This is a genomic window from Vibrio sp. 10N.222.49.C9, assembly GCF_041474985.1.
In the GTDB taxonomy this organism is placed as follows: domain Bacteria; phylum Pseudomonadota; class Gammaproteobacteria; order Enterobacterales; family Vibrionaceae; genus Vibrio; species Vibrio crassostreae_C.
The window spans coordinates 98606-122692 of the sequence record NZ_JBFRVD010000030.1 but is presented as its reverse complement, the minus strand read 5'-3'; the positions used below and the strand labels follow the sequence as shown (position 1 = coordinate 122692).

Annotated in this window: 22 protein-coding genes and 1 riboswitch; of the genes, 16 read left to right on the top strand and 6 right to left on the bottom strand. The window is 44.6% G+C overall.

The genetic code is table 11. The annotated features are described in order from the left end of the window. Positions 1-2 precede the first annotated feature (2 nt). On the top strand, positions 3-347 hold the full coding sequence (luxU, locus tag AB4585_RS13870; protein WP_017062179.1) for a quorum-sensing phosphorelay protein LuxU: 345 nt from the start codon (positions 3-5) through the stop codon (positions 345-347). 74 nt (positions 348-421) lie between these two features. On the opposite strand, the gene AB4585_RS13865 is transcribed toward luxU, so the two are convergent. Further along, positions 422-1309, bottom strand: a complete 888-nt coding sequence (locus AB4585_RS13865) for a YvcK family protein (protein WP_017062178.1) — start codon at positions 1307-1309, stop codon at positions 422-424. Positions 1310-1503: 194 nt separating this feature from the next. After that, positions 1504-1656, top strand: a riboswitch (molybdenum cofactor riboswitch). On the opposite strand from AB4585_RS13865, the gene moaA reads away from it, so the two are divergent. The 11 genes from moaA to AB4585_RS13810 all read left to right on the top strand — a co-directional run bounded on the left by moaA (position 1645) and on the right by AB4585_RS13810 (position 11792). Further along, positions 1645-2634, top strand: coding sequence for a GTP 3',8-cyclase MoaA (gene moaA / locus AB4585_RS13860; RefSeq protein ID WP_372154908.1), 990 nt, complete (start codon positions 1645-1647; stop codon positions 2632-2634). (Overlaps the previous riboswitch by 12 nt.) 86 nt (positions 2635-2720) lie before the next feature. Beyond that, positions 2721-3233 (top strand): molybdenum cofactor biosynthesis protein B, encoded by a 513-nt coding sequence (gene moaB / locus AB4585_RS13855; protein WP_004734027.1) that lies wholly within the window; start codon positions 2721-2723, stop codon positions 3231-3233. 12 nt (positions 3234-3245) lie between these two features. Then, positions 3246-3725, top strand: a complete 480-nt coding sequence (gene moaC, locus AB4585_RS13850; protein ID WP_004734026.1) for a cyclic pyranopterin monophosphate synthase MoaC — start codon at positions 3246-3248, stop codon at positions 3723-3725. After that, positions 3722-3967 carry a molybdopterin synthase sulfur carrier subunit gene (gene moaD / locus AB4585_RS13845; RefSeq protein WP_017063465.1) on the top strand — a complete coding sequence of 82 codons (246 nt, stop codon included), beginning with the start codon at positions 3722-3724 and terminating at the stop codon, positions 3965-3967. Before moaC ends, moaD begins: the two co-directional genes overlap by 4 nt. Before the next feature lie 2 nt (positions 3968-3969). Continuing rightward, positions 3970-4425, top strand: a complete 456-nt coding sequence (moaE, locus tag AB4585_RS13840; RefSeq protein ID WP_372154909.1) for a molybdopterin synthase catalytic subunit MoaE — start codon at positions 3970-3972, stop codon at positions 4423-4425. Positions 4426-5077: 652 nt separating this feature from the next. Next, positions 5078-6709 carry an ABC transporter substrate-binding protein gene (locus AB4585_RS13835; protein WP_372154910.1) on the top strand — a complete coding sequence of 544 codons (1632 nt, stop codon included), beginning with the start codon at positions 5078-5080 and terminating at the stop codon, positions 6707-6709. Between the two features lie 114 nt (positions 6710-6823). Beyond that, on the top strand, positions 6824-7744 hold the full coding sequence (gene oppB, locus AB4585_RS13830; RefSeq protein WP_017062174.1) for an oligopeptide ABC transporter permease OppB: 921 nt from the start codon (positions 6824-6826) through the stop codon (positions 7742-7744). Between the two features lie 15 nt (positions 7745-7759). Continuing rightward, positions 7760-8662, top strand: coding sequence for an oligopeptide ABC transporter permease OppC (gene oppC / locus AB4585_RS13825; protein ID WP_017062173.1), 903 nt, complete (start codon positions 7760-7762; stop codon positions 8660-8662). A 42-nt stretch (positions 8663-8704) separates the two neighbouring features. Beyond that, the gene (locus AB4585_RS13820; RefSeq protein WP_012603544.1) at positions 8705-9676 is read left to right on the top strand and encodes an ABC transporter ATP-binding protein; all 972 of its coding nucleotides are present in this window, start codon (positions 8705-8707) and stop codon (positions 9674-9676) included. Next, positions 9673-10659: a murein tripeptide/oligopeptide ABC transporter ATP binding protein OppF gene (gene oppF, locus AB4585_RS13815; RefSeq protein WP_017062172.1), complete on the top strand. Its 987-nt coding sequence runs from the start codon at positions 9673-9675 to the stop codon at positions 10657-10659. Before AB4585_RS13820 ends, oppF begins: the two co-directional genes overlap by 4 nt. A gap of 194 nt (positions 10660-10853) precedes the next feature. After that, positions 10854-11792: a glutathione S-transferase family protein gene (locus AB4585_RS13810; RefSeq protein WP_372054655.1), complete on the top strand. Its 939-nt coding sequence runs from the start codon at positions 10854-10856 to the stop codon at positions 11790-11792. A gap of 82 nt (positions 11793-11874) precedes the next feature. Here the strand turns inward: AB4585_RS13810 and pta are convergent, their stop codons facing one another. Together pta and AB4585_RS13800 are read right to left on the bottom strand one after the other, a co-directional pair. Beyond that, complete coding sequence (pta, locus tag AB4585_RS13805; RefSeq protein WP_017069189.1) at positions 11875-14040, bottom strand: phosphate acetyltransferase; 2166 nt, start codon at positions 14038-14040, stop codon at positions 11875-11877. A 147-nt stretch (positions 14041-14187) separates the two neighbouring features. Next, the gene (locus AB4585_RS13800) at positions 14188-15384 is read right to left on the bottom strand and encodes an acetate kinase (RefSeq protein ID WP_017062169.1); all 1197 of its coding nucleotides are present in this window, start codon (positions 15382-15384) and stop codon (positions 14188-14190) included. A gap of 341 nt (positions 15385-15725) precedes the next feature. Between AB4585_RS13800 and yfbV the strand changes: the two genes are divergently transcribed. From yfbV to AB4585_RS13785, 3 genes are all read left to right on the top strand, one after another. Continuing rightward, complete coding sequence (gene yfbV / locus AB4585_RS13795) at positions 15726-16178, top strand: terminus macrodomain insulation protein YfbV (protein WP_017062168.1); 453 nt, start codon at positions 15726-15728, stop codon at positions 16176-16178. Between the two features lie 302 nt (positions 16179-16480). Then, on the top strand, positions 16481-17446 hold the full coding sequence (locus tag AB4585_RS13790; RefSeq protein WP_017062167.1) for an ABC transporter substrate-binding protein: 966 nt from the start codon (positions 16481-16483) through the stop codon (positions 17444-17446). A gap of 251 nt (positions 17447-17697) precedes the next feature. Then, positions 17698-19164, top strand: coding sequence for a sensor domain-containing diguanylate cyclase (locus AB4585_RS13785; RefSeq protein ID WP_229647109.1), 1467 nt, complete (start codon positions 17698-17700; stop codon positions 19162-19164). Between the two features lie 168 nt (positions 19165-19332). On the opposite strand, the gene dusC is transcribed toward AB4585_RS13785, so the two are convergent. Next, positions 19333-20289, bottom strand: coding sequence for a tRNA dihydrouridine(16) synthase DusC (gene dusC, locus AB4585_RS13780; protein ID WP_017069187.1), 957 nt, complete (start codon positions 20287-20289; stop codon positions 19333-19335). A gap of 175 nt (positions 20290-20464) precedes the next feature. Here dusC and AB4585_RS13775 point away from each other — a divergent pair, with 175 nt between their 5' ends. After that, entirely contained in the window at positions 20465-21085 is a 621-nt protein-coding gene (locus tag AB4585_RS13775; protein WP_017062164.1) for a YecA family protein, read from the top strand. A gap of 121 nt (positions 21086-21206) precedes the next feature. Here the strand turns inward: AB4585_RS13775 and dsbB are convergent, their stop codons facing one another. After that, positions 21207-21722: a disulfide bond formation protein DsbB gene (gene dsbB, locus AB4585_RS13770; RefSeq protein WP_029235613.1), complete on the bottom strand. Its 516-nt coding sequence runs from the start codon at positions 21720-21722 to the stop codon at positions 21207-21209. Between the two features lie 427 nt (positions 21723-22149). Next, a complete protein-coding gene (gene nhaB / locus AB4585_RS13765) occupies positions 22150-23742 on the bottom strand; it encodes a Na(+)/H(+) antiporter NhaB (protein WP_372154912.1) in 1593 nt (530 codons plus the stop codon). Between the last annotated feature and the right edge of the window lie 345 nt (positions 23743-24087).

The window sequence follows — 24087 nt, the reverse complement described above, 5'->3', positions numbered from 1 at the left end:
TAATGACGAAAGTATTAAATCAGCAAAAAGTTGATGAGCTTGCCGGCGAAATAGGCCAAGAGAATGTCCCGGTTTTACTGGAAATCTTTTTAGGTGAGTTGAAAGGCTACTACGAACACCTAGAGATAAATAAAGAGTCGGATACCTCTAAGTACTTGGCTGATATCAGTCATGCGCTTAAGAGCAGCGCAGCAAGCTTTGGTGCGGATTCTTTGTGTAGTTTTGCGATTAGCTTAGACGCAAAAGTGAAGCAAGCGTTGCCTGTAACCGAGATTGATTTTCAAGATATGCAAGACCTCCTGTTATCGACGTACACTGAATATCAGCAGTTGATGACGGACCTTTAAAACAGCGAGTTATTACTGAGATTAAAAAAGGAGCAGCATGCTCCTTTTTTGTTGTTTGTCGCTTGAACCTATGGCTACGCCAACTGGGCTTCAATGGCTTGTTGAAGCTTCACACGGTCGTGTCGCCAATCTCGGTTTGCCGATGCAAGATCTGTGGTCACACAATTCCATTGCACTTCTAGTTCCGGGTGAGGTTCATTGCCTAACACGATGTCTATTTTCCTTGCCTTACAGGTACGTTCACACCACTCCAATTGCTCTTGAAGCGTCATTTTCCCTGCGGGACCGTGCTCTGGTGAAAGGTTTTCAACGAAGATAACTTTTGCCTTGGTGTTCTCAGAGATTGCTTTGCCAATCTCTGGAAGGAGAAGAGGGGGCATCACACTGGTTAAAAAGCTTCCAGGGCCAAGGACAATGCAGTCTGCTTGCTCAACGGCAGCAACGGCTTCTTTGGTTGCTGGCACTTCTGGAGACAAGTCCATCATGCGCAGCTTTTCCGTCATGTCATCAACGTTGGTTTCGCCGGTAACCCAGCGGCCGTCCATTGATAGAGCCGTGAGGTCTGAAGGATGCTCAGTCATCGGCACGATATTGACATCGACCTTGAGCATATTTCGAATCAGGTTAATTGCTTCCAATGGGCGAACGGAAAGGTTGTCTAACGCCGTCAGCATTAGGTTACCCAAGTTATGACCGTCTAGCTCACCTTGACCACGAAAGCGGTATTCGAACATCATCGAACTGATTGAAGGCTCTGTGATTAATTGGTTGATACAGTTGCGTGTATCTCCCCATGCGATGCCACCTTGGCAATCTCTAATACGTCCGGTGGAACCGCCGTTATCTGTCGTTGCAACAATGCCAGTTGCGTTGTTACCAAAGTCTTTTAATGCAGCTAACATGCGACCTAAGCCATGGCCACCGCCGATTGCTACGACTTTCTTTGAAGAGTAAATATTCATTTATTGTTCTTGTTAGGTTATTACCAACTATAATTTAGGTTAAATGCTTCTCGCTATATACTCAACAAGAGTTATTTTGAGCGTTTGATACGTTTTTTTTGCCGATGTGACCCGTTTTTTACCATCAGAGCTAGATTCACGTACAAATATTAAGTATTTTATTACTCAGCTACTGCGCGTGTGAATATAACGCTCAGTTGCCATAACTCCGAGCTCTCGCATGCTAAGTCGCACAGTGGTATTTGCTGTACCGATACGCATCAAGAGCCAGTGACATGTTGTCACAAGGGCTTAATTGGAAATGATTATGCCTCCCGTGTTTGGAAAGGTGTTCCGTGGCGCAACAATTCGAAGATAGATTCCATCGCAAGTTTTATTACTTGCGCTTGTCGGTTACAGACGTCTGTAACTTTAAATGTACTTACTGCTTACCAGATGGTTACAAACCGTCAGGGCAAAAAAACTCGTCTTTTTTAAGTGTTCCCGAGATCAAACGCGTTGTTAAAGCGTTTGCAGATTGTGGTACCTCAAAGATCCGCATTACAGGCGGAGAGCCGAGTCTGCGTAAAGACTTTCCTGAAATCATACATACCGTTGCTTCTACTCCAGGCATCGAAAAAGTAGCCACCACAACGAATGGCTACCGCATGGAGAAACAAGTAGGGCAATGGCGTGATGCTGGTTTAACCCATATAAACGTGAGCGTGGATAGTTTAGATTCGCGCATGTTCCATCAGATCACTGGTGAGAATAAGTTTACTGAGGTTATGCGAGGCATTGATAAAGCGTTTGAGGTTGGCTTTGAACAAGTCAAAGTCAACGTCGTATTAATGAAAGACCTCAATAGTCAGGAATTACCAGCCTTCCTTAATTGGATCAAAGACAAACCTATTCAATTACGTTTTATCGAGCTGATGAAAACCGGCGAGATGGACGAGTTGTTCGATAAACATCATGTGTCTGGCGTTGCGATTCGCAACCAGCTTATTGCTAATGGTTGGCTGTTAAAAGTCAAAGCCGTTAACGATGGCCCGGCGCAAGTGTTTGTCCACCCAGACTACAACGGTGAAATCGGTTTGATCATGCCTTACGAGAAAGACTTTTGTGAGAGTTGTAACCGACTGCGCGTTTCTGCGACCGGTAAACTTCACTTATGTCTGTTTGGCGACCATGGTGTTGAACTGAGAGATCTGATTCAAGAAGATCAACAAGAGCAAGAACTCATTGATCGAATTCAGGCTCAGCTTCAAACCAAGTCCGTTAGCCACTTCTTACACGATGGCAACAGCGGCATGACTCCAAACTTGGCGTCAATCGGCGGTTAACCCGCTACACACTCTAAAGCATTTTATCGCTCAGCTTCTTCAGGCTGGGCGAATCAGTCTAATGAAAAATTTATATAGGTGAACAAATGGGTCACGCAGAAAGCAAATTCCAAGCAGCAAACATCGCAGTACTAACGGTTTCAGATACTCGTACAGAAGAAAACGACACTTCAGGCGGTTACCTAGCAGAGCATGCTAAAGAAGCGGGTCACAACGTGGTTGATAAGCAAATCGTTATTGATGACATGTACAAGATCCGTGCGATCGTATCTAAATGGATCGCTGATGAAAGCGTACAAGCTATCATGATCACGGGTGGTACTGGTTTCACTTCTCGTGACAGCACGCCTGAAGCGCTTAAGCCACTGTTCGACAAAGAAGTAGAAGGCTTTGGTGAGCTATTCCGTCAAGTATCTTACGAAGAGATCGGTACTTCGACAATTCAATCTCGTGCGATTGCGGGTTTTGCTAACCACACGGTTATCTTTGCGATGCCAGGTTCTACAGGCGCTTGCCGCACCGGTTGGACTAAGATCATCAAGCAACAGATGGATGCTAGCCACCGTCCTTGTAACTTCATGCCACACCTTTCTGTATAAGGCGGTTTGAGTATGAGCCAATTTACACACATTAACGCGTCTGGCGAAGCAAACATGGTCGATGTATCGGCTAAAGCGGAAACAGTACGTGAAGCGAGAGCGGAAGCCTTCGTTCAAATGTCGGCAGAAACGCTAGAGCTGATTGTCTCTGGTAGCCACCATAAAGGTGATGTTTTCGCAACGGCACGTATTGCGGGTATTCAAGCGGCGAAGAAGACGTGGGATCTGATTCCCCTGTGTCACCCTCTGCTATTAACTAAAGTAGAAGTGCAGCTTGAAGCTATCGAGTCTGAAAACAAGGTTCGCATCGAATCTGTTTGTAAGCTTGCGGGTAAGACGGGCGTAGAGATGGAAGCGCTAACGGCTGCTTCTGTGGCTGCGTTAACGATTTACGATATGTGTAAAGCTGTTCAGAAAGACATTGTTATCGAAAACGTGCGCCTGCTAGAGAAGACAGGTGGTAAATCTGGTCACTTTAAGGTGGAGTCATGATTACAGTACTTTTCTTTGCTCAAACTCGTGAACTTGTTGGTGTGGACAGCGTTGAAGTTGATGCACAATTTAAGACGATTGAAGCGATTCGTAGTCATCTTGTGACACAAGAAGGCAAATGGGATATCGCATTGGAAGAGGGGAAGCTTCTGGCTGCACTTAACCAATCAATCGTACCTCTGACAGCTGAAGTGAAAGACGGCGACGAAGTGGCTTTCTTCCCACCAGTGACTGGAGGCTAAGCATGGATCCAAGAGTATTAGTGACAGCTGAGGACTTCTCGGTAGGCGACGAATACGACTACTTGGCTCAAGGTACAGCTGCCGGAGCGATTGTGACGTTCGTTGGTAAAGTTCGCGACATGAACCTTGGCGACAATGTGATTGGTTTGTCTCTGGAGCACTATCCGGGTATGACAGAAAAATCACTGAACGAGATCTGTGACCAAGCTGAGGCTCGCTGGCCTATTCAGAAGATGCGTGTTATCCACCGTGTAGGTGACTTAGATATCGGCGACCAGATTGTTTACGTTGGTGTATCCAGTGCACACCGTGGTGCTGCATTTGAAGCCTGTGAATTCGTTATGGACTTCCTGAAAACCAAGGCTCCCTTTTGGAAAAAGGAACGCACGACCGAAACGACGCGTTGGGTTGATTCTCGTGATTCAGACACGAAAGCAGCGGAACGCTGGGAGAAGTAATTTCTCTTAAAGTGATGTTGCTTCAGCATTTACTCATTTGTATATGAGACAGTCAAAAACCGACCACTTAGGTCGGTTTTTTTGTACCTGCTATAAATCTATTTATAGATAATCATTGATTTGACAAATGATAATTCATTGTGGTTGCATATAAATTCAGCGCGTAATTTTGTCTTAATTGGTGCATTGGATAACCCGGTTTGGTGCAGAGCATTATGCTGTCTTGTATAAAGTGATTATCCTCACAAATAGTGTAGACGGTTTAGGTGATATGTGATGTGCAATTAGATTTCATGTGGCATTAATGTTAATTTGCGCTCAGTGTTCTAGCATAAGATGCTAAAAAAAAGTATCAACACAGATACATCAACACTAAAGGCTGTTTTTTAATTAATCCCTCTACGCAAGTCACTACTGATTTGGGGTTTTTTAGATATTTACACTGATACCTTAAGTATTTCGGAGAATTATCCGATTTTTTGCGACTTGTTTGTGGCAAATTACTTCAATGGTTGATAGTGTGTGCCTCAATCTTTGTAAGGTTTTAGATTTTTATGCTTAAATTTTGAGCTAAATAAATCTAAATCACTGCCGTTCAGTGAACCAAGCAAAGAAGTCATGGATGCAATACGGAAAACTTGGAGTTTATTAAATGTACAAGAATAAAATCACTCAGGCCCTTCTTCTAGGTGCTGGTTTGGCAGTGGCTGCCACTTCTACTCTTTCTATCGCTGCTGAAGTTCCAGCAGGCACAGAACTGGCAAAAGTTCAGGAACTTGTTCGCGGTAACGGTACTGAAGTTGCAACTATCGACCCACACAAATCTCAAGGTGTACCAGAATCTCACGTAATTCGTGATCTTCTAGAAGGTCTAGTGAACCAAGACGGCGACGGCAACACTATCCCTGGTGTTGCGGAAAGCTGGGATACGACAGACAACAAAACATTCACTTTCCACCTACGCAAAGACGCAAAATGGTCTAATGGCGATCCTGTAACAGCTCAAGATTTTGTATACAGCTGGCAACGTGCAGTTGATCCTGCAACGGCTTCTCCATACGCTTGGTACATGGAATACACCAAGATGGCGAATGCGAAAGATATCGTAGCGGGTAAGAAAGACAAGAGTGAACTAGGCGTTAAAGCAGTGGATGCAAACACTCTAGTTGTTGAATTAGAAACAGCGGTACCATACTTCGTAATGATGATGGGCCACACAACAATGAAGCCAGTACACAAGGCTACTGTTGAAGAATTCGGTGATCAATGGACTAAGCCTGACCACTTCGTTGGTAACGGTGCATTCTCTGTTGATAAATGGGTTGTTAACGAGCGTTTAGTTCTAAAACGTAACGACCAATACTGGAACAACGATAAGACGGTTCTAAATAAAGTAACCTTCCTACCAATCGAGAACCAAGTCGCGGAAATGAACCGCTTCCTATCTGGCGAAATCGATTTCACAAACGAACTGCCAACTGAGCACTTCAAGCGTCTTCAAAAAGAGTACGCGGAAGATGTATCTGTAGCGGGTAACCTATGTACTTACTACTACATCTTCAACACGAAGAAAGCACCATTTGATGATGTTCGTGTTCGCCAAGCAATCTCTTACGCAATCGACCGTGATATCGTAACAGGTGCTATCCTAGCGCAAGGTCAAAAACCTGCGTACTTCCTAACGCCTGAAATCACAGCTGGCTTCGATCCTGAGCTACCAGCTTACGGTAAGATGTCTCAAAAAGAGCGTAACGCAGAAGCAGAACGTCTTCTTGAAGAAGCAGGTTACGGTAAAGATAACCCACTTAAATTCAACCTACTTTACAACACTTCAGAGAACCACAAGAAGATTGCTGTAGCGCTAGGTTCGATGTGGAAGAAAACACTGGGTCTTTCTGTAACACTTGAGAACCAAGAGTGGAAAACGTACCTATCTTCTAAAGATTCTGGTGACTTCGAAGTAGCACGTGCTGGTTGGTGTGGTGACTACAACGAAGCGTCTTCGTTCCTGACGCTAATGAAGAGTAACAACACTACCGGTGGTGTTCACTACGACAGCGCGGCTTACGATAAGATCATCGATAAAGCACTTAACTCAACTTCAGAAGAAGAGCGCAAAGCACTTTACCTAGAAGCTGAGGCGCTAATGGCAAACGACATGCCAATTGCTCCTATCTACCAATACGTGAAATCTCGTCTACTTAACCCGCATGTTGGTGGTTTCCCAATCAACAACGCGGAAGACAAGATCTTCTCGAAAGACCTATACATCAAAGCTCAATAATAAGCTTCGATTCTAAAAAGTTAATATAACTATAACGATACAGGCACTACATGCGCAGGGCGCGCATGTAGCGTCTTTCTAATTTTAATTGTCACAGACTGAAAGAGTGAGTTTATGCTTAAATTCATTATGAAACGGATATTTGAAGCGATTCCAACCATGTTGGTGTTGATCACTATATCTTTCTTTCTTATGCGTTTCGCACCGGGTAACCCGTTTTCAAGCGAGCGTCCATTACCGCCAGAAGTTATGGCTAACATCGAAGCTAAATACGGCTTGGATAAACCAGTATTTGAACAATACACCACGTATTTGACAAATATCTTACAAGGTGACTTCGGTCCCTCTTTTAAATACCAAGATTACACAGTAAATGAGCTGATCGCGGTTGCACTTCCAGTATCTGCGAAGGTAGGTTTCGTTGCCTTTATCTTCACACTATTGATGGGGGTCACCGTCGGGACGATTGCCGCCTTGAAGCACAATACCTGGGTCGACTACACCATAATGTCGACCGCCATGCTCGGGGTGGTGATGCCATCCTTCGTGTTGGCACCGGCGCTTATTTACCTTTTCTCCCTGCACTGGAACATATTCCCAGCAGGTGGTTGGCATGGCGGTACATTTATGTACATCGTGCTGCCTGTTATCGCGATGTCTCTTCTTTACGTAGCAACCTTTGCTCGTATTACTCGCGGTAGCATGATTGAAACGCTAAACAGTAACTTTATCCGAACTGCGCGTGCAAAAGGTCTAAGCTACCGTTATATCATTCTAAAACATGCACTTAAGCCAGCAATGCTACCTGTTGTTTCTTACATGGGACCTGCGTTCGTAGGTATCATCACAGGTTCAGTTGTTGTTGAAACCATCTTCGGCCTACCAGGTATCGGTAAGCTGTTTGTTAACGCCGCGTTTAACCGTGACTACTCGCTAGTAATGGGTGTAACCATCTTGATTGGTTTCCTATTCATCTTGTTCAACGCAATCGTTGATATTTTGCTAGCGCTTATTGACCCGAAAATTCGCTACTAACAGGGACGCATGGTTATGTTGAAGAAAAAAGAAAATTTAGAAGCGATCGAAAAGTTCTCTGAGAGCTTAGAGATTGAAGGTCGTAGTTTGTGGCAGGACGCGCGCATTCGTTTCATGCGAAACAAAGCTGCGATGGTGAGTCTGTTCATTCTTACGCTTATGGTACTGGCAGTTATCTTCTTACCAATGCTGGCTCAGTACACTTATGATGATACTGACTGGTACGCAATGCACGTTGGTCCGAATGCGGATCACTGGTTTGGTACCGATAGCTTAGGTCGTGATTTGTACGTTCGTACTCTTGTCGGTGGCCGCATCTCATTGATGGTTGGTGTGATGGGTGCCTTCGTAGCGGTACTGATTGGTACGCTTTACGGTGCAGCTTCAGGCTTCATCGGCGGTCGTACTGACCGAGTGATGATGCGTATCCTAGAGATCTTGTACGCAGTGCCATTCATGTTCCTAGTAATCGTACTGGTAACGTTCTTTGGTCGTAACATCGTCCTAATCTTCGTTGCTATTGGTGCGATTGCTTGGCTAGATATGGCGCGTATTGTACGTGGTCAAACGTTGAGCCTACGTAGTAAAGAGTTCATTGAAGCTGCACACGTATGTGGTGTAAGCAAATGGAAGATCATTACACGTCACATCGTACCGAACGTACTGGGTATCGTAGCGGTTTACTCTACGTTGCTTATTCCAAGCATGATCCTTACAGAATCATTCTTATCTTTCCTTGGTCTTGGTGTTCAAGAGCCTATGACAAGCTGGGGCGCATTGCTTCAAGAAGGTTCGCAAACAATGGAAGTTGCAATCTGGCAATTGACATTCCCTGCGGCATTCATGGTAGTTACGCTGTTCTGCTTTAACTACGTAGGTGATGGTCTGCGCGACGCGCTTGATCCAAAAGACAGATAACGAAATAGCAATTAAAAGCTATAAAAGATTAAGGAAGCAATAATGAGCTTATTAGATGTCAAAGATCTGCGCGTCGAATTTACCACACAAGATGGTATCGTAACCGCAGTAAACGACTTGAACTTCTCACTTAACCAAGGCGAAACGCTGGGTATTGTTGGTGAGTCGGGTTCAGGTAAATCACAAACGGTATTTGCACTGATGGGGCTGCTGGCTAAGAACGGCATCATCTCAGGCAGTGCAAAGTTTGAAGGCAATGAAATTCTCAACCTGCCTGAAAAAGCACTGAACAAGGTTCGTGCTGAACAGATCGCGATGATCTTCCAAGATCCAATGACCTCACTGAACCCTTACATGAAAGTAAGTGATCAGCTGATGGAAGTACTTATGCTGCATAAAGGCATGGGTAAAGCAGAAGCGTTTGAAGAATCAGTACGCATGCTTGAAGCGGTGAAAATCCCTGAAGCACGCAAGCGTATCACTATGTACCCGCACGAGTTTTCGGGCGGTATGCGTCAGCGTGTGATGATCGCAATGGCACTGCTGTGTCGTCCTAAATTGCTTATCGCTGATGAACCAACAACGGCACTGGATGTAACCATTCAAGCGCAAATCATGGAATTGCTGAACGAACTAAAAGATGAGTTCAATACAGCAATCATTATGATCACCCATGACTTGGGTGTTGTTGCTGGTTCTTGTGACAAAGTACTTGTGATGTACGCGGGTCGTACAATGGAGTACGGCACGGTTGATGAAATCTTCTACGAGCCAAGCCACCCATATGCGGAAGGCCTGCTTAAAGCGATTCCTCGTTTGGATACCGAAGGTGAAATTCTACCGACGATTCCAGGTAACCCACCTAACTTACTTCGCCTACCAACAGGTTGTCCTTACCAAGACCGTTGTCACCGTGTAATGGACCGTTGTAAGCAAGAAGCACCGATTTTGCAGCCATTTGCTAAAGACCGTCAGCGTGCTTGTTTTTCTGATTGGGAGACTTGGACAAAATGAGTAAAGAATTACTATTAGATATTAAAGACCTGAAAGTTCACTTTAGCATTGCAGCTAAGTCTGCTTGGCCTTGGGCAAAACCATCAAACCTTAAAGCGGTTGATGGTGTTGATGTTCACCTTTACGAAGGCGAAACGCTCGGCGTAGTAGGTGAGTCTGGCTGTGGTAAGTCAACTTTTGCCCGCGCGATTATCGGCTTGGTTGAAGCGACCGAAGGTCAAGTGATGTGGTTAGGTCAAGACCTAACTAAGATGCAGGAAGTGAAGCGTCGTGAGACTCGTAAAGAGATTCAGATGATCTTCCAAGACCCGCTAGCGTCGCTTAACCCCCGTATGTCAGTAGGCGATATCATTGCTGAGCCTCTAGAGACTTTCTTCCCTGAACTTTCTAAACAAGAAGTAAAGGACAGAGTTAAAGAGATGATGGCAAAGGTTGGTCTACTACCAAACGTAATCAACCGTTACCCACATGAATTCTCTGGTGGTCAGTGTCAGCGTATTGGTATTGCACGTGCGCTTATCTTGAAACCTAAGATGATCATCTGTGATGAACCTGTTTCTGCACTGGATGTATCTATCCAAGCTCAAGTAGTTAACCTTCTGAAAGAGCTACAGAAAGAACTTGGTTTGTCTTTGGTATTCATCGCGCACGATTTGTCAGTGGTTAAACACATCTCTGACCGTGTATTGGTGATGTACCTAGGTAACGCGGTAGAGCTTGGTGAATCAGATGCATTGTTCTCTGATCCTAAGCACCCATACACCAAAGCGTTGATGTCTGCAGTTCCAATTCCAGACCCACGCTTAGAGCGCAGCAAAACCATTCAGATGTTGGAAGGTGATCTCCCATCGCCAATCAATCCGCCATCAGGTTGTGTGTTCCGTACTCGTTGCCCACAAGCAACAGAGGCGTGTGCGCAAACTAAGCCAACTATCCAAGGCGATGACGTACACGCAGTATCTTGCTTGCACGTGCAAGTCTAGAGCCTATTTAAACCGGTTCAGCCTGTGACAGGCTTAAGCGCAACTTGTTTATGAGTTGCGCTTTTTTTGTATCTAAAGATCCATATTAAATAAGCTTCATCAAATAATTCGAACAACTAAGCCAACTTCTTCTAGTTTTGAAAAAGTTGGCTTTTTTTATACTAAAGAAAAGCTTGGATGACAGAGGTTTGGATATGGGTAAGTTAGTTGAAGGTGTTTGGCACGATGTGTGGTACGACACCAAAGAAAGCGGTGGTAAGTTCGTTCGTGAAGATGCGGGCTTTCGTCACTGGGTAGAGAATAAACCGGGCGCGCAGTTTGAGCCGGAAAGCGGCCGTTACCATCTATACGTATCGTTAGCTTGCCCTTGGGCGCACAGAACCCTTATCTTCCGCGAGCTGAAAGACCTAACCGATCACATTGACGTGACAGTCGTTTGCCCAGACATGATGAGTGAAGGTTGGCAAATGGGGTTACCTGAACCTCTGTTTGGTCATACCCGAATGCACCAAATCTACACTCAAGCCAAACCGGACTATTCAGGTCGAGTAACGGTGCCTGTGTTGTGGGATAAGAAAACCAACACCATTGTGAGTAACGAGTCGTCTGAAATCATTCGCATGTTTAACTCAGAGTTTAATGAGCTAACGGGTAACACCGATGATTACTACCCGTGGGAGTTGTCCAAGAAGATTGATGAGTGGAATGATTATATCTACCCAAACATCAACAACGGCGTTTATCGTACTGGCTTTGCGACAACACAAGAAGCCTACGAAGAAGCTTATGACGCCTTGTTTGAAGCCCTAGACAAAGTAGACGCTCATCTTAGCGAACATCGCTATTTAGCGGGTAACGAGATTACAGAAGCGGATTGGCGCTTGTTCACTACTCTGGTTCGATTTGACGCGGTTTATGTTGGGCACTTTAAGTGTAATAAGCAGCGAATTGCTGACTACCCACATATTCAAGGTTACTTAAAAGAGTTGTACCAAATAAAGGGTATTAAAGAGACGACCGATTTCTATCATATCAAGCGTCACTACTACTACAGTCACACTGGTATCAATCCGACTCAAGTTGTACCCAAAGGACCAGAGCTAGACTTAGAATCACCACATGGTCGAGGCTAGGCTTACCAAGTAGTTCCTTTACTCCAGACATAAAAAAACCCTAGATAAACATCTAGGGTTTTTGCTTTTTACAAAAGAAAAATTAGTTAATTACTTTTTCTTCAGCTTGTGCAGCTTGGTCTGCTTGGATAGCCGTTAGAGCTACTGTGTAAACGATATCGTCTACTAGAGCGCCACGAGACAAGTCATTTACTGGCTTGCGCATACCTTGAAGCATTGGACCGATAGATACTAGATCTGCTGAACGCTGTACAGCTTTGTAAGTCGTGTTACCCGTGTTTAAGTCTGGGAATACGAATACTGTCGCTTTACCTGCAACTGGAGAGTTAGGCGCTTTAGAAGCGGCTACGTTTTCCATGATTGCTGCATCGTACTGTAGAGGACCGTCGATCACTAGATCAGGACGCTTCTCTTGAGCAAGTTTCGTTGCTTCACGTACTTTATCTACGTCTGCACCCTTACCAGATTCACCAGTAGAGTAAGAGATCATAGCAACGCGTGGGTCGATACCGAATGCCGCAGCAGAATCTGCAGATTGGATAGCGATTTCAGCAAGCTGTTCAGCTGTTGGATCTGGGTTGATCGCACAGTCACCGTATACAAGAACTTGATCAGGCAGAAGCATGAAGAAGATCGAAGATACGATAGAAGCATCAGGAGCAGTCTTGATGATCTGGAACGGAGGAACGATAGTGTTCGCCGTTGTGTGAACAGCACCAGAAACTAGGCCGTCAACTTCGCCAGCTTCAAGCATCATAGTACCTAGGAATACTGAATCTTCTAGCTTCTCACGAGCAACAACTTCAGTCATACCTTTAGCGCCACGAAGTTCTACTAGACGAGCTACGTAGTTTTCGCGAACTGATGCAGAATCGATGATCTCAACGCCAGCGCCAAGCTCAACACCTTGCTGCGCTGCAACGCGACGGATTTCTTCAGGGTTACCTAGAAGTACACACGTTGCGATACCGCGCTCAGCACAGATAGCCGCAGCTTTAACTGTACGTGGCTCATCACCTTCAGGAAGAACGATGCGCTTAGCCGCTTTACGAGCAAATTCAGTTAGCTGGTAACGGAATGCTGGTGGGCTTAGACGACGGATGCCTTGAGTACCTTCAGATAGAGAATCAATCCAAGGGCCATCAATGTGGCTTGCAACGTGATCGTTAACGAACTCGATACGCTCTTTATCGTCTGCAGGAACTTCTAGGTTGAAGCTCTGTAGGTTTAGAGATGTCTGCCAAGTGTTACCTTGAGCCTTGAAGATCGGTAGACCTGAAGCGAATGCTGGTGCACAAAGGTTAGCAATGCTTTCTGGAATGTCGTAACCGCCAGTAAGCAGGATTGCGCCAATCTCAACACCGTTTTTCGCAGCAAGAGCCGCAGCAACGATAACGTCAGGACGGTCTGCAGAAGTTACTAGCAGTGAGCCTGGTTTGAAGTGCTCAATCATGTGCGGTAGAGAACGTGCACAGAAAGTGATGCTCTTAATACGACGAGTTGAGATTTCACCTTCGTTAACGATTTCAGCGTTAAGGTGCTTAGCCATATCAACCGCACGAGTTGCGATTAGATCGATGCTCCATGGCACGCAGCCAAGAACACGGATAGGGCTAGAGTTGAAGATTTGCATTACTTCAAGGTTCGCTTGCTGAGCGCTGTCTGCATCATCAAAGATTTCAGATAGGTCAGGGCGAGTACGGCCAGCCTCATCAACAGGAGCGTTAAGCTTGTTGATGATTACGCCTTTGATGTTTTTGTTCTTAGTACCGCCGAAGTTAGAACATGCTACTTCTATACGCTCTTTAAGCTGCGTAGGGTTGTCAGTACCAGGAGTCGCAACGAATACGATCTCCGCGCCAAGTGTTTTTGCGATTTCCGCGTTCACTTGGTTAGCAAATGGGTGCTTACGAGTAGGTACTAGACCTTCGATTAGCGTAACTTCTGCGTCTTTGTTGATCTTGTTGTATTGCTCAACAACAGACTCAAGAAGCTCGTCCATTTTTTCGCTACCGATCAAAGCTTCAGCTTTAGTCATTGCGATTGGCTCACCAATCTTAATGTCGCTGTTTGCGCTGATGATAGTAGACGTTAGATCTGGTTGGTTACCACCGCTGCGAGGCTGAGCGATTGGCTTGTAGAAAGAAACACTTACGCCCTTACGCTCCATAGCGCGAAGAACACCCATGCTAACACTAGTAAGACCAACACCAGCGCTTGTAGGGATAAGCATAATAGTACGTGACATTGACGAACACCTTTGACTATTGGAAATAAAAAAAGCTCAACTGCTATTCCCACCGATATTTAAATTGGGGTAGGAATAGAAGTTGAGCCCCATTTTCTTGATATGAAAAACTGACTAGCTTCGAATGAAGCTAGTCAGGAAAATCAATTAAAGACCTGCTAGTTTCGCAGTGTCTTCAGCAATTACTAGCTCTTCGTTAGTAGAGATAACCATTGCAGGGATACGGCTGTTAGCTGTAGTGATAGTACCTTCGCCGCCGAAACGAGCTTTAAGGTTAGCTTCACCGTCAACTTCGATACCGAAGATGCCTAGGCGGTTAAGAACCATTTCACGGATTGGGCCTGAGTTCTCGCCGATGCCGCCAGTGAAAGTGATTGCGTCTAGACGACCTTCTAGAGTTGCAGTGTAACCAGCTACGTACTTAGCTAGACGGTGACAGAACACGTCCATTGCACGAGTTGCTTCTTCTTTCTCACCGTAGTTGTCTTCAACGAAACGACAGTCAGAAGTCACTTCAGTTAGACCAGCAAGACCAGACTCTTTAGTTAGCATGTTGTTGATTTCTTCAACAGAGTAACCAAGTGCGTCGTGTAGGTGGAAGATGATTGCAGGGTCTAGGTCACCACAACGAGTACCCATTACAAGACCTTCAAGAGGAGTAAGACCCATAGAAGTGTCTACAGATTTACCGTTCTTGATTGCACATACAGAAGCGCCGTTACCTAGGTGACAGTTGATGATGTTAACTTCTTCAACTGGCTTGTTTAGTAGGCCTGCAACTTCACGAGTGATGAATAGGTGAGAAGTACCGTGCATGCCGTAACGACGGATGCCGTGCTCTTTGTACAGGTTGTACGGTAGAGCGTATAGGTAAGACTCAGAAGGCATTGTTTGGTGGAACGCAGTGTCAAAAACAGCAACGTTTTGTAGACCAGGGAAGTTCTGTTGAGCCGCTTCGATACCGATAAGGTGAGCAGGGTTGTGAAGAGGTGCGAAAGTCGCAGCGTCTTGAATACCCTTAAGAACTTCATCAGTGATAAGTGCAGAAGAAGTGAACTGCTCGCCACCGTGTACGATACGGTGACCGATAGCGCCAAGGTTAGCTTTAAGCTCAGGCTTAGAAGCAAGAATAGTTTCTACCATGAAAGATAGTGCTTCTACGTGAGCTGCGCCCGCGCCTAGTTGTGCTTCATGCTTGCCATCAAGTTTCCACTTCATACGAGCTTCTGGAAGACCTAGACACTCAGCAAGACCAGTTAGGTGCTCTGCACCTGTTTCTGCATCAACAACAGCGAATTTAAGAGAAGAACTACCACAGTTTAAAACTAAAACTAGCTTAGACATTAATGACTACCTGTTTATTTTTCTGATCGAAATCAGTTAAGGATGAAAATTAATCTCAAGAATAGTCGAAGCACATAGGCTTGCGTACTAACCTTGGTCAAAAAAACGTTAATTTCCGTATAAAGTGAAAGCGCTCTTTATCAAAAAGAGGCTTGTGCATTCCTTGCAGAAGTCTTCTCAAAGTTGCTTAAATTGTAAATAAGGGCAACAATGAGATTGAGGTCTGCAAATAATAGCGATATTGTGCAAATATAACAAAAAAATTTGAAAGAATATTATTTCTCGTCAAATTTTTGTGTTTTTAGTTGATGATTTCAACTTTTTTTTAATGGGAGACTCATATGAGCAATAGAGTTGGTTTAGCTAGTAGTTTAAAAGATGGCCAAAAGTACATGGATCTCTGGCCCGTCCGAAAAGAGTTAAACGCGATCTTCCCAGAACAACGCATTATTAAAGCGACCCGTTTTGGCGTGAAAGTGATGCCTGCGATTGCCGCTATCAGTGTTCTTACACAAATGGTCTTTAATAATTACCAAGCGATGCCACAGGCTGTGGTTATGGCTTTGTTTGCGATCAGCTTGCCGCTACAAGGTATGTGGTGGTTGGGCAATCGCTCAAATACACAACTTCCGCCGGCGCTAGTATCGTGGTACCGCGAACTGCATGAAAAGATCACTGAAACGGGTTTTGCGTTAGAGCCTATGAAGCCGCGCCCTCGCTATAAAGAATTGGCAATCATTTTAAATCGTGCCTTTCGTCAGTTAGATAAATCCTCAATGGAGCGTTGGTTCTAAAGAATCCCAGCTCTCCCTCTTGTCTGAGAACAACTATTCATCTTCTATAGCTTGTTCTCAGATTTGCTCCTCTTTTTGTTACCTCGCTTACTTTCCGTTTAGCTTACCTGTCCTTATTCACTTGGTTTCTTACCTTCCTCCGAAGTCAATATAGCCTTTCTCACATAACTCGAGCCTTGTTGTATTTTTGTTAAATATCACTTCAAGTTATCAATGGTTACTGGTAATAATGTCAATAGTGATTTTGATGTTGTTCTCTTTGAGCGAGTAATGACGGGTAGAGCTTGATTCAGGGAGCGATAATGAGTTCTGTAAGAAAGGTATTGGCAGCGGTTTTAAGTTGCTTGATGTTGCTATGGACTGGCAATGCAATGGCAAACGTTGCCAAAGTGTCGGTTTCACAAGTTGTTGACCATCCAGATCTGAATGCGACACGTTTAGGGCTTCTTGAAGGATTGAGAGCCAATGGTTATGAACCCGGTAAGAACTTAGAATTCTCCTATGAAATGGCGAATGGTAACCCGGCTCAGGCAGCCAAGATTGCCAGAGAGCTCGTCAGTGAAAATCCACATGTACTTGTTGGTATCGCGACACCGACTTCACAAGCCTTAGTGTCGGCGACTCGCTCGATTCCTATCGTGTTTACCGCGGTTACGGATCCTATCGGCGCTAGGCTCGTTAAACAATTAGAAAAGCCGGGGCGTAATGTCACGGGGCTTTCTGACTTATCTCCGATCACTCAGCATGTGTCATTAATCAAAGAACTACTCCCTGAAGCTAATTCAATCGGTGTAGTTTACAACCCAGCAGAAGCAAATGCCGTTGCGTTAGTTGGGTTATTGAGAAAGGCAACTCGAGATTTCGGTTATACACTTCACACCGAAAAAGCGCTGACTGTTGACGATGTCGAAGCAAAAGCAGAATCCATTGCTAAGAAGTCCGATGTTATCTATGCCTTGACCGATAATACGGTTGCAAGCGGCATGGAGGGTCTTATCAAAGCGGCTAACCATGCAGATACGCCAGTCGTCGCAGGCGCCACATCTTATGTCGGAAAGGGAGCGATTGCTGGTTTAGGTCTAGATTATTATGATGTTGGGGTTCAGACCGCGGATTATGTCGCAGCCATTCTGGAAGGACAGAAGCCCGGGAAGTTGAGTGTCAAAACTGCGCAGAGCTCTCAGCTGGTGGTCAACCTAGATGCTGCTCGTGAGCTTGGCGTGACAGTGCCTCAATCTGTGATTGAGCGTGCGGTCATTAGCCGGTGAATTGAGTTTGGTGTTAGGTGAGCTAATAGGCCATAAGTCATATTATTAACAGCATTGAAATGGGCTCAGATAACAAACTCACCTGCTCTATATGTTGGCGCTTCTCTATTTTATTCATTTGTAAGCGGTTATTTGACCGTTAGGTGTGTCGTTAATATCAATTTACATTATTTTACGTCGAGCGAATTGCCGATTAATGTAATAATATTAATGGGGAAAATGAAAATAGCTGAACGCTAAGAGCACATTATATGAAAGTAAATAGGCACTTTAGCCTAACCTTTGTTTTCGGGTTTCCCGCTGTGATCGCCGCGATGTTACTTGGCCTAATAGGAAAGAATCATTTTGACGCGGTAGAAAAAGATATCAGTAGTGAGTTTCATCGTATTGAAGATGTGTTCAAAAGAACCACAAAAGTGGCGACAGCCCTAGACTACAGCTTCTCCAACTATTATAAATCAGGAAACCCTCTCTTTCTTGATCACAACAAACATGTTGTGGATGGTCTTTGCCAAATCTGGCCTATTGATGTATTGCTACTTGCCGACGGTAAAACCTCAGACATTCCCTCTGTCGATATCGACTATATGCTAATCGGTCAAGAGTCTCTTTGTTCTGAAAGCAGTGATAGTTATAAGAGCGCGTCAGAAAAAATAGCGTTAGCTCCTATTCTTTCATTTTTATCCCAGCTTGATGAATACCATGCCGGCGTGCACTTTATTGATACGAGCGGCTATGTGATCTCTTCACCTGAAGGTTTTGCCAAAGGGCTGAGCAAAGAGTTACTCTCGACCATAAAGAGTCGTCCTTATTGGCAGAAAACAGCCAACAACCCTGACCAACTCACCCTTTCAGGCCCTGGTTATCGTTTTGATTCCCTTGACCGTATAATCAGTATGACGATCCCTGTATTCCATAAAGGCGTTCACCAAGGGATGCTGTCGGTGGATATTAATGCTGACAAGCTGCTCGCAAACTCGAATGAGCATCTTGCAGGTCGGATCGATATCATTGATACCACTTTAGCGACTCCGGTAGATTCTGCTGCTTTTTATCACGAGATCAAACTGGATGGTGTCTCGTCTCACCATGCGATGTATTACAAATTAGACATCGCGAAAGAGGTTGAGCACTTTTTCGTCTACGAGAAAGACAGCCTTATTGTTGCCATCATTGTGTATCTGTTCTCAGTAACCATCTTCTTCTACGTCAATTCCAATATTGAACGTGGTTACTTCAAAGATCTCGCAGCCAAAGACCCTATGACAGGGTTATTGAATCGTCGTGGCTTAGAAGCGTTCTGGCGCAGTGTAGAGCACGATCAACTGTTTGCATTAACCGTCTTCGATATTGATGATTTTAAGTCAATTAACGACACCTACGGCCACGATAAGGGGGATGATGTGATTCGTTATATGTCGCGTCAGATCAGCAACAGTATTCGAAGCAGTGACGTTGCAGCACGGTTTGGCGGTGAAGAGTTTGTCGTTTATATGAAAGGCGAAGATCGTGAAACTTTGATGAGAACATTAGAGCGAGTGAAGAATGCGATTTGTTCCACTTCAGCCGACATTATTCCAAATGGATTTACGGTGTCTGGCGGTGTCTGCATTGTTGAAACTGAGCAAAGTAAACTTAACTTCGATGAGATATTTAAGTACGCCGATGAAAAGCTGTACGTGGCTAAGACGACGGGTAAAGACCGTCTTGAATTTTAACCACGTTATTGAATCGATGCTTTGTATGAAAATGAAAATGAAAATGAAAATGAAAATGAAAATGAAAATGAAAATGAAAGAGGGAAGAGCGAACGTGTCTACCAAGCAAAGCTTATTTGCACCGGTAAACACGTTTGTAGCGTTGGGTATTTAACCCTAAACATAATCTTAAACAGGTTGGCGGCGTTCTTCTTGATAACGCTGAAGGCGTTCTACAATCGGTGGCGCCTTTTTGAAAGTACGAATTTCTTTAAACAGTTCGTTCGCTTCAGGGTAGCCTTTACTTAGATAAACAAACCACTGCTTCACTCTATTGGGGTAGTACATGCCTTTGTCCCCTTTAATTTGAAACTCTGAATAGCGCAGCAAAAGTTCAATGACTTTATCCCACGGCATTTTCTGGTGGTTGTGCTTAACGACGTTACCAAGGTTTGGAATATTGAAAGCACCACGGCAGACCATTAATGAATCGACGCCTGTTGCTTCTATGCAATCTTGACCATCTTGATAGTTCCAGATCTCCCCATTAGCAATCAACGGCAGAGATGTTTTTTCTCTTATTTGATTGATGAAGTCCCATTTGATTTCGCTGGCTTTATAGCCGCCAACTTTGGTTCTTGCATGCACGGTGAGTTCGTCAGCTTTGGCTTGTTCGATGGCATCGACGATTTCAAAGCACTCTTCCGGATGCTCCCAACCTAATCGAATCTTTGCGGACACAGGAATGTGTGCCGGTACCGCTTCTCGACAGGCGTTCACCACTTGATAGATGAGCTCTGGCTCTTTTAGCAATGAAGCGCCACCATTACTTTTGTTGACCGCTTTTGCTGGGCAACCAAAATTAAGATCGATCCCTTTCGCGCCTAAGCTAGCAGCTTGAAAAGCATTCTCGGCCATCCAATTTGGGTGTTGCCCTAGAAGTTGGAGATGGATTGGCACACCAGCCATGGTCTGAGAGCCTTGATGTAGCTCAGGGCAAATACGGTGGAACACATGCGGGGGAAGAAGTTGATCTACGACGCGCACAAACTCTGTCACACAGAGATCGTAATCATTAATCTCTGTGAGAATTTCACGCATTAGGTGGTCTAGAACGCCCTCCATAGGGCCAAGTATTACGCGCATGTTGCTTTACCAAAACTGAATGAACCGAAAAATTCGAGGCGTGATTGTACGGTGTGCTTACAGAATTGTCACTATGAGTGTGGTGCATGTCTTAATGATGGTTTCGTCTCTTAATAGCGACATCTTTGGGAGGATGGCGTTATAATATCGAAAATGCCCAATATCCAGAGCTTTCATGACATATCAATTATTAAGCCTACCAGAATCAATCACTGACATTACTCCGCAGTTTATGGAAGGTGCAATCCTTGCCTCTAACTTAGCGACCAAACCACTCGATCCAGAAGAGTGGCTGGTTATCGTTGCGCCTGAAGCGGGTAAAGAGCTGGTAACAACGGTGACAGAACAGATTAATCGTCAGCACAACCTGATTCAGCGTAATGAATACCTATTAACAGACGTACTGGCTGAAGGTGACTTTAACGAACAGTTCGCTGATTTTTCTGAAGGCTTCATGATGGTTTGGCCAACAGTGGAAGAGCAGTGGCAGAGCGTGACAGTCGCGGATGGTACTCTGCGCATGTTGCAAGCGCTCTTAACCACCTTGATGCTTGCGATTGATGAAGAGCAAACTCAACAACAAATGATCGCTGCAGGGCTTACTAACCCACCATCGCTTGCCGATTTAGTGGGTCAAGTCGATCTGATGATCTCAGAAGTGGCAATGGCAGCGGATGAAGCTATGTTGGGCAATAAGTCCCAGAGCGTGAACCCGTTTAAAGACATTGGTCGAAACGACCTTTGCCCTTGTGAAAGCGGCAAGAAGTTTAAACAATGCTGCGGTAAAAGCAGCTAATCACGGCTTGTTGAGCAACTTAGTTTGTGTGAATAACAGACTCTCTTAATATGTTCAAAAGCTTAAGTAATAAAAAAGTCGACCTCGTGGTCGACTTTTTTGTTGTCCAAGTGTCAACGGCTTACTGCAAGTCCTTTTTCGACTTCACAAATTGAGAAATAACCACAATACCGAAAGCAACCAAGTTACCTGCAAAGATAATTACTAGCCACTGAGGCATAGAAAGATCGAAGAACTGCCACACAACCTTGCTACAATCGCCGTAAGCCTCAAACATCCACGGAGCCCATTGGTTTAAAGGCGCCCAGCTAGGGAAGGTTACGAATAAGTCGCAGGTTGCGAAAGGGGACGGATTGAACTGGTAATCGACGTGCTCTAAAGCAAGCATCAAACCTTTGTATGCGCCAAATCCCCAGCTAGCAAGGCCTAACCAGCGTGATATTGGGTTATTCGGGGCAATCGCACCAATCATGGCGGCAACACCGATAGCGAGCATAGCAACGCGCTCATAGATACACATCACGCAAGGACCAAGCATCATCACGTGTTGGAAGAAGAGAGCGCACGCTTCAAAAAAGACAATAAAAGCCAGCAGTAAAAGCCAAGATAAACGTCCCTTAGAGAAGTCTTTGATCATTGCTAAAAAGTTCACGAATTGAATCCTGTCTATAAAATAAAAAAGCCCTGATTACTCAGAGCTTTTTATCTTGGATAAGTTTCCTAATCAACTAATATTTTTGATTAGCTAGGGCGTGTTGACCTTTCGCGATTAAATTTTGTTCGAGATAAAAGCGTTTTAATCGCGGCGAGGGGGAAGTAGCCTAGTCATTCTAAGCAAATCCCCCTCAACAAAGAGTAAAACGCTTTTTGCGGGGGCGCCCAGCTCGAACCCTTCGGGCAGTGTTTGCTGGTCATTTCTACTACGTTATCGGCTTCTCATGTAGGCTAGCTACACATCAAAGCCTCTGCCTTGTATAAATACCCAGCAACTCGCTGCAAAAATCAGCTCGAAAGGTCAACACGCCCTCGACACACTTATTGTGGTTTGCGACACAATGTTTAGCTTAATGACCACCAGAGATAACTGGAGCAACGACTTCACCAGTGCGTTGAATGATCCAACCTGCATCATAGAACCATGCTGTTATTGGCTCTACGAAGAACACAATGCCTGCTAGGCCAACCAGTGCCAATACGATGGTGTATGGCAACGCCATGATAACCATGCGACCGTAAGACAATCTAATTAACGGAGCAAGTGCTGATGTTAATAGGAATAGGAATGCAGCCTGGCCGTTTGGCGTTGCAACAGAAGGTAGGTTAGTACCAGTGTTGATAGCAACAGCAAGTAGGTCGAACTGATCACGAGTGATGATGCCTTCAACCAGTGCAGTTTTCACTTCGTTAATGTAAACCGTACCGACGAACACGTTATCTGAAACCATCGATAAAATACCGTTGGCAATATAGAAGAGTGCGAGCTGTGCGCCTTTATCTTCAACGTGAAGTACTGCATCGATGACTGGCTTAAATAGAGCTTGGTCGATGATCACAGCAACAACAGCGAAGAAAACGGCAAGAAGTGCAGTAAATGGCAGCGCTTCTTCAAAGGCTTTACCCATAGAGTGTTCTTCAATAACACCCGTAAATGCTGTAGCTAAGATGATCACAGACAGGCCAATCAAACCTACTTCAGCAACGTGAAGTGCAAGGCCGACGATAAGCCAAACTGCGATTGCACTTTGAACCCATAGTTTTGCTACGTCTTGCTTTGTGCGGTTTGCACGTTCTTTGTTGTCAAACTCAACTAAGATTTGGCGAACATTCATTGGTAGTTGAGCACCGTAACCAAACACTTTGAATTTCTCGACAAGTGCACAAGTTAAAATACCGCAGAAGAAAACAGGTAGTGTTACTGGCAGCATACGGATGATAAATTCACCGAACTCCCAACCTGCTTGCTTAGCAATTACCAAGTTTTGTGGTTCACCTACCATGGTCATTACACCACCCAGTGCTGTACCCACACCAGCGTGCATTAGCAGTGAACGTAGGAAAGCACGGTAGTTTTCTAGGTCATCACGAGTTAGCTCTGAGATCTCTTCATCATGAGTATGATCGTGCGAAGACGTTGTGCCCTTGCCTGATGCAACCTTGTGGTAGATAGAGTAGAAGCCGACCGCAACGCTAATAACTACGGCGATTACTGTTAGTGCATCTAGGAATGCTGATAAGAAAGCGGCAGCAACACAGAAGGCAACGGAGAGTAAAATTTTAGATTGGATGCCAAGCAAGATCTTCGTGAAAATGAACAAAAGCAGTTCTTTCATGAAGTAAATGCCAGCAACCATGAATACGAGCAAGAGTAATACAGGAAGGTTTGCTTGCAGCTCGTGATAAACCATTTCTGGTTTGGTCATGCCAATGGCGACTGCTTGAATAGCTAATAGACCACCCGGTTGAAGTGGGTAGCATTTGAGAGCCATAGCTAGAGTGAAAATAAACTCAACCACCAATAGCCAGCCCGCAACAAATGGGTCAACTAGGAAGAAAACAAACGGGTTGATGATTAAAAAGGAAATGATGGCAAGTTTATACCAATCAGGAGCTTTACCAAGGAAGTTCTTGATAAAAGCGTTTCCGAGAGACATCGGCATGTTAATACTCTTTTATGTTGATTATGAATAGACAAGCAATACAACATTTTGAGAATCGAGCTATAGAAATTGTTAAAAACTATGACTAACAGTGACTTAGAAAAACTACATTCCATGTAATGTTCTGTGGTCTTGCCAAGTCACTCCCTTAGAAACTCAAGCACTGCTTATTTTTGAGCGCAACTTTACTCTTAGATAACATTTAGTCAACAGGAAAAGCCCTGTAGCCCTAAAAATACCTCTTTTTTGTTGAGAAACGCGATCAAAGTAGCGCAAGCATACCACTTAAAATGTGATAAAAACCGACTAGAATCAATATTTCAGCGAAATGATTGAAAACTACAG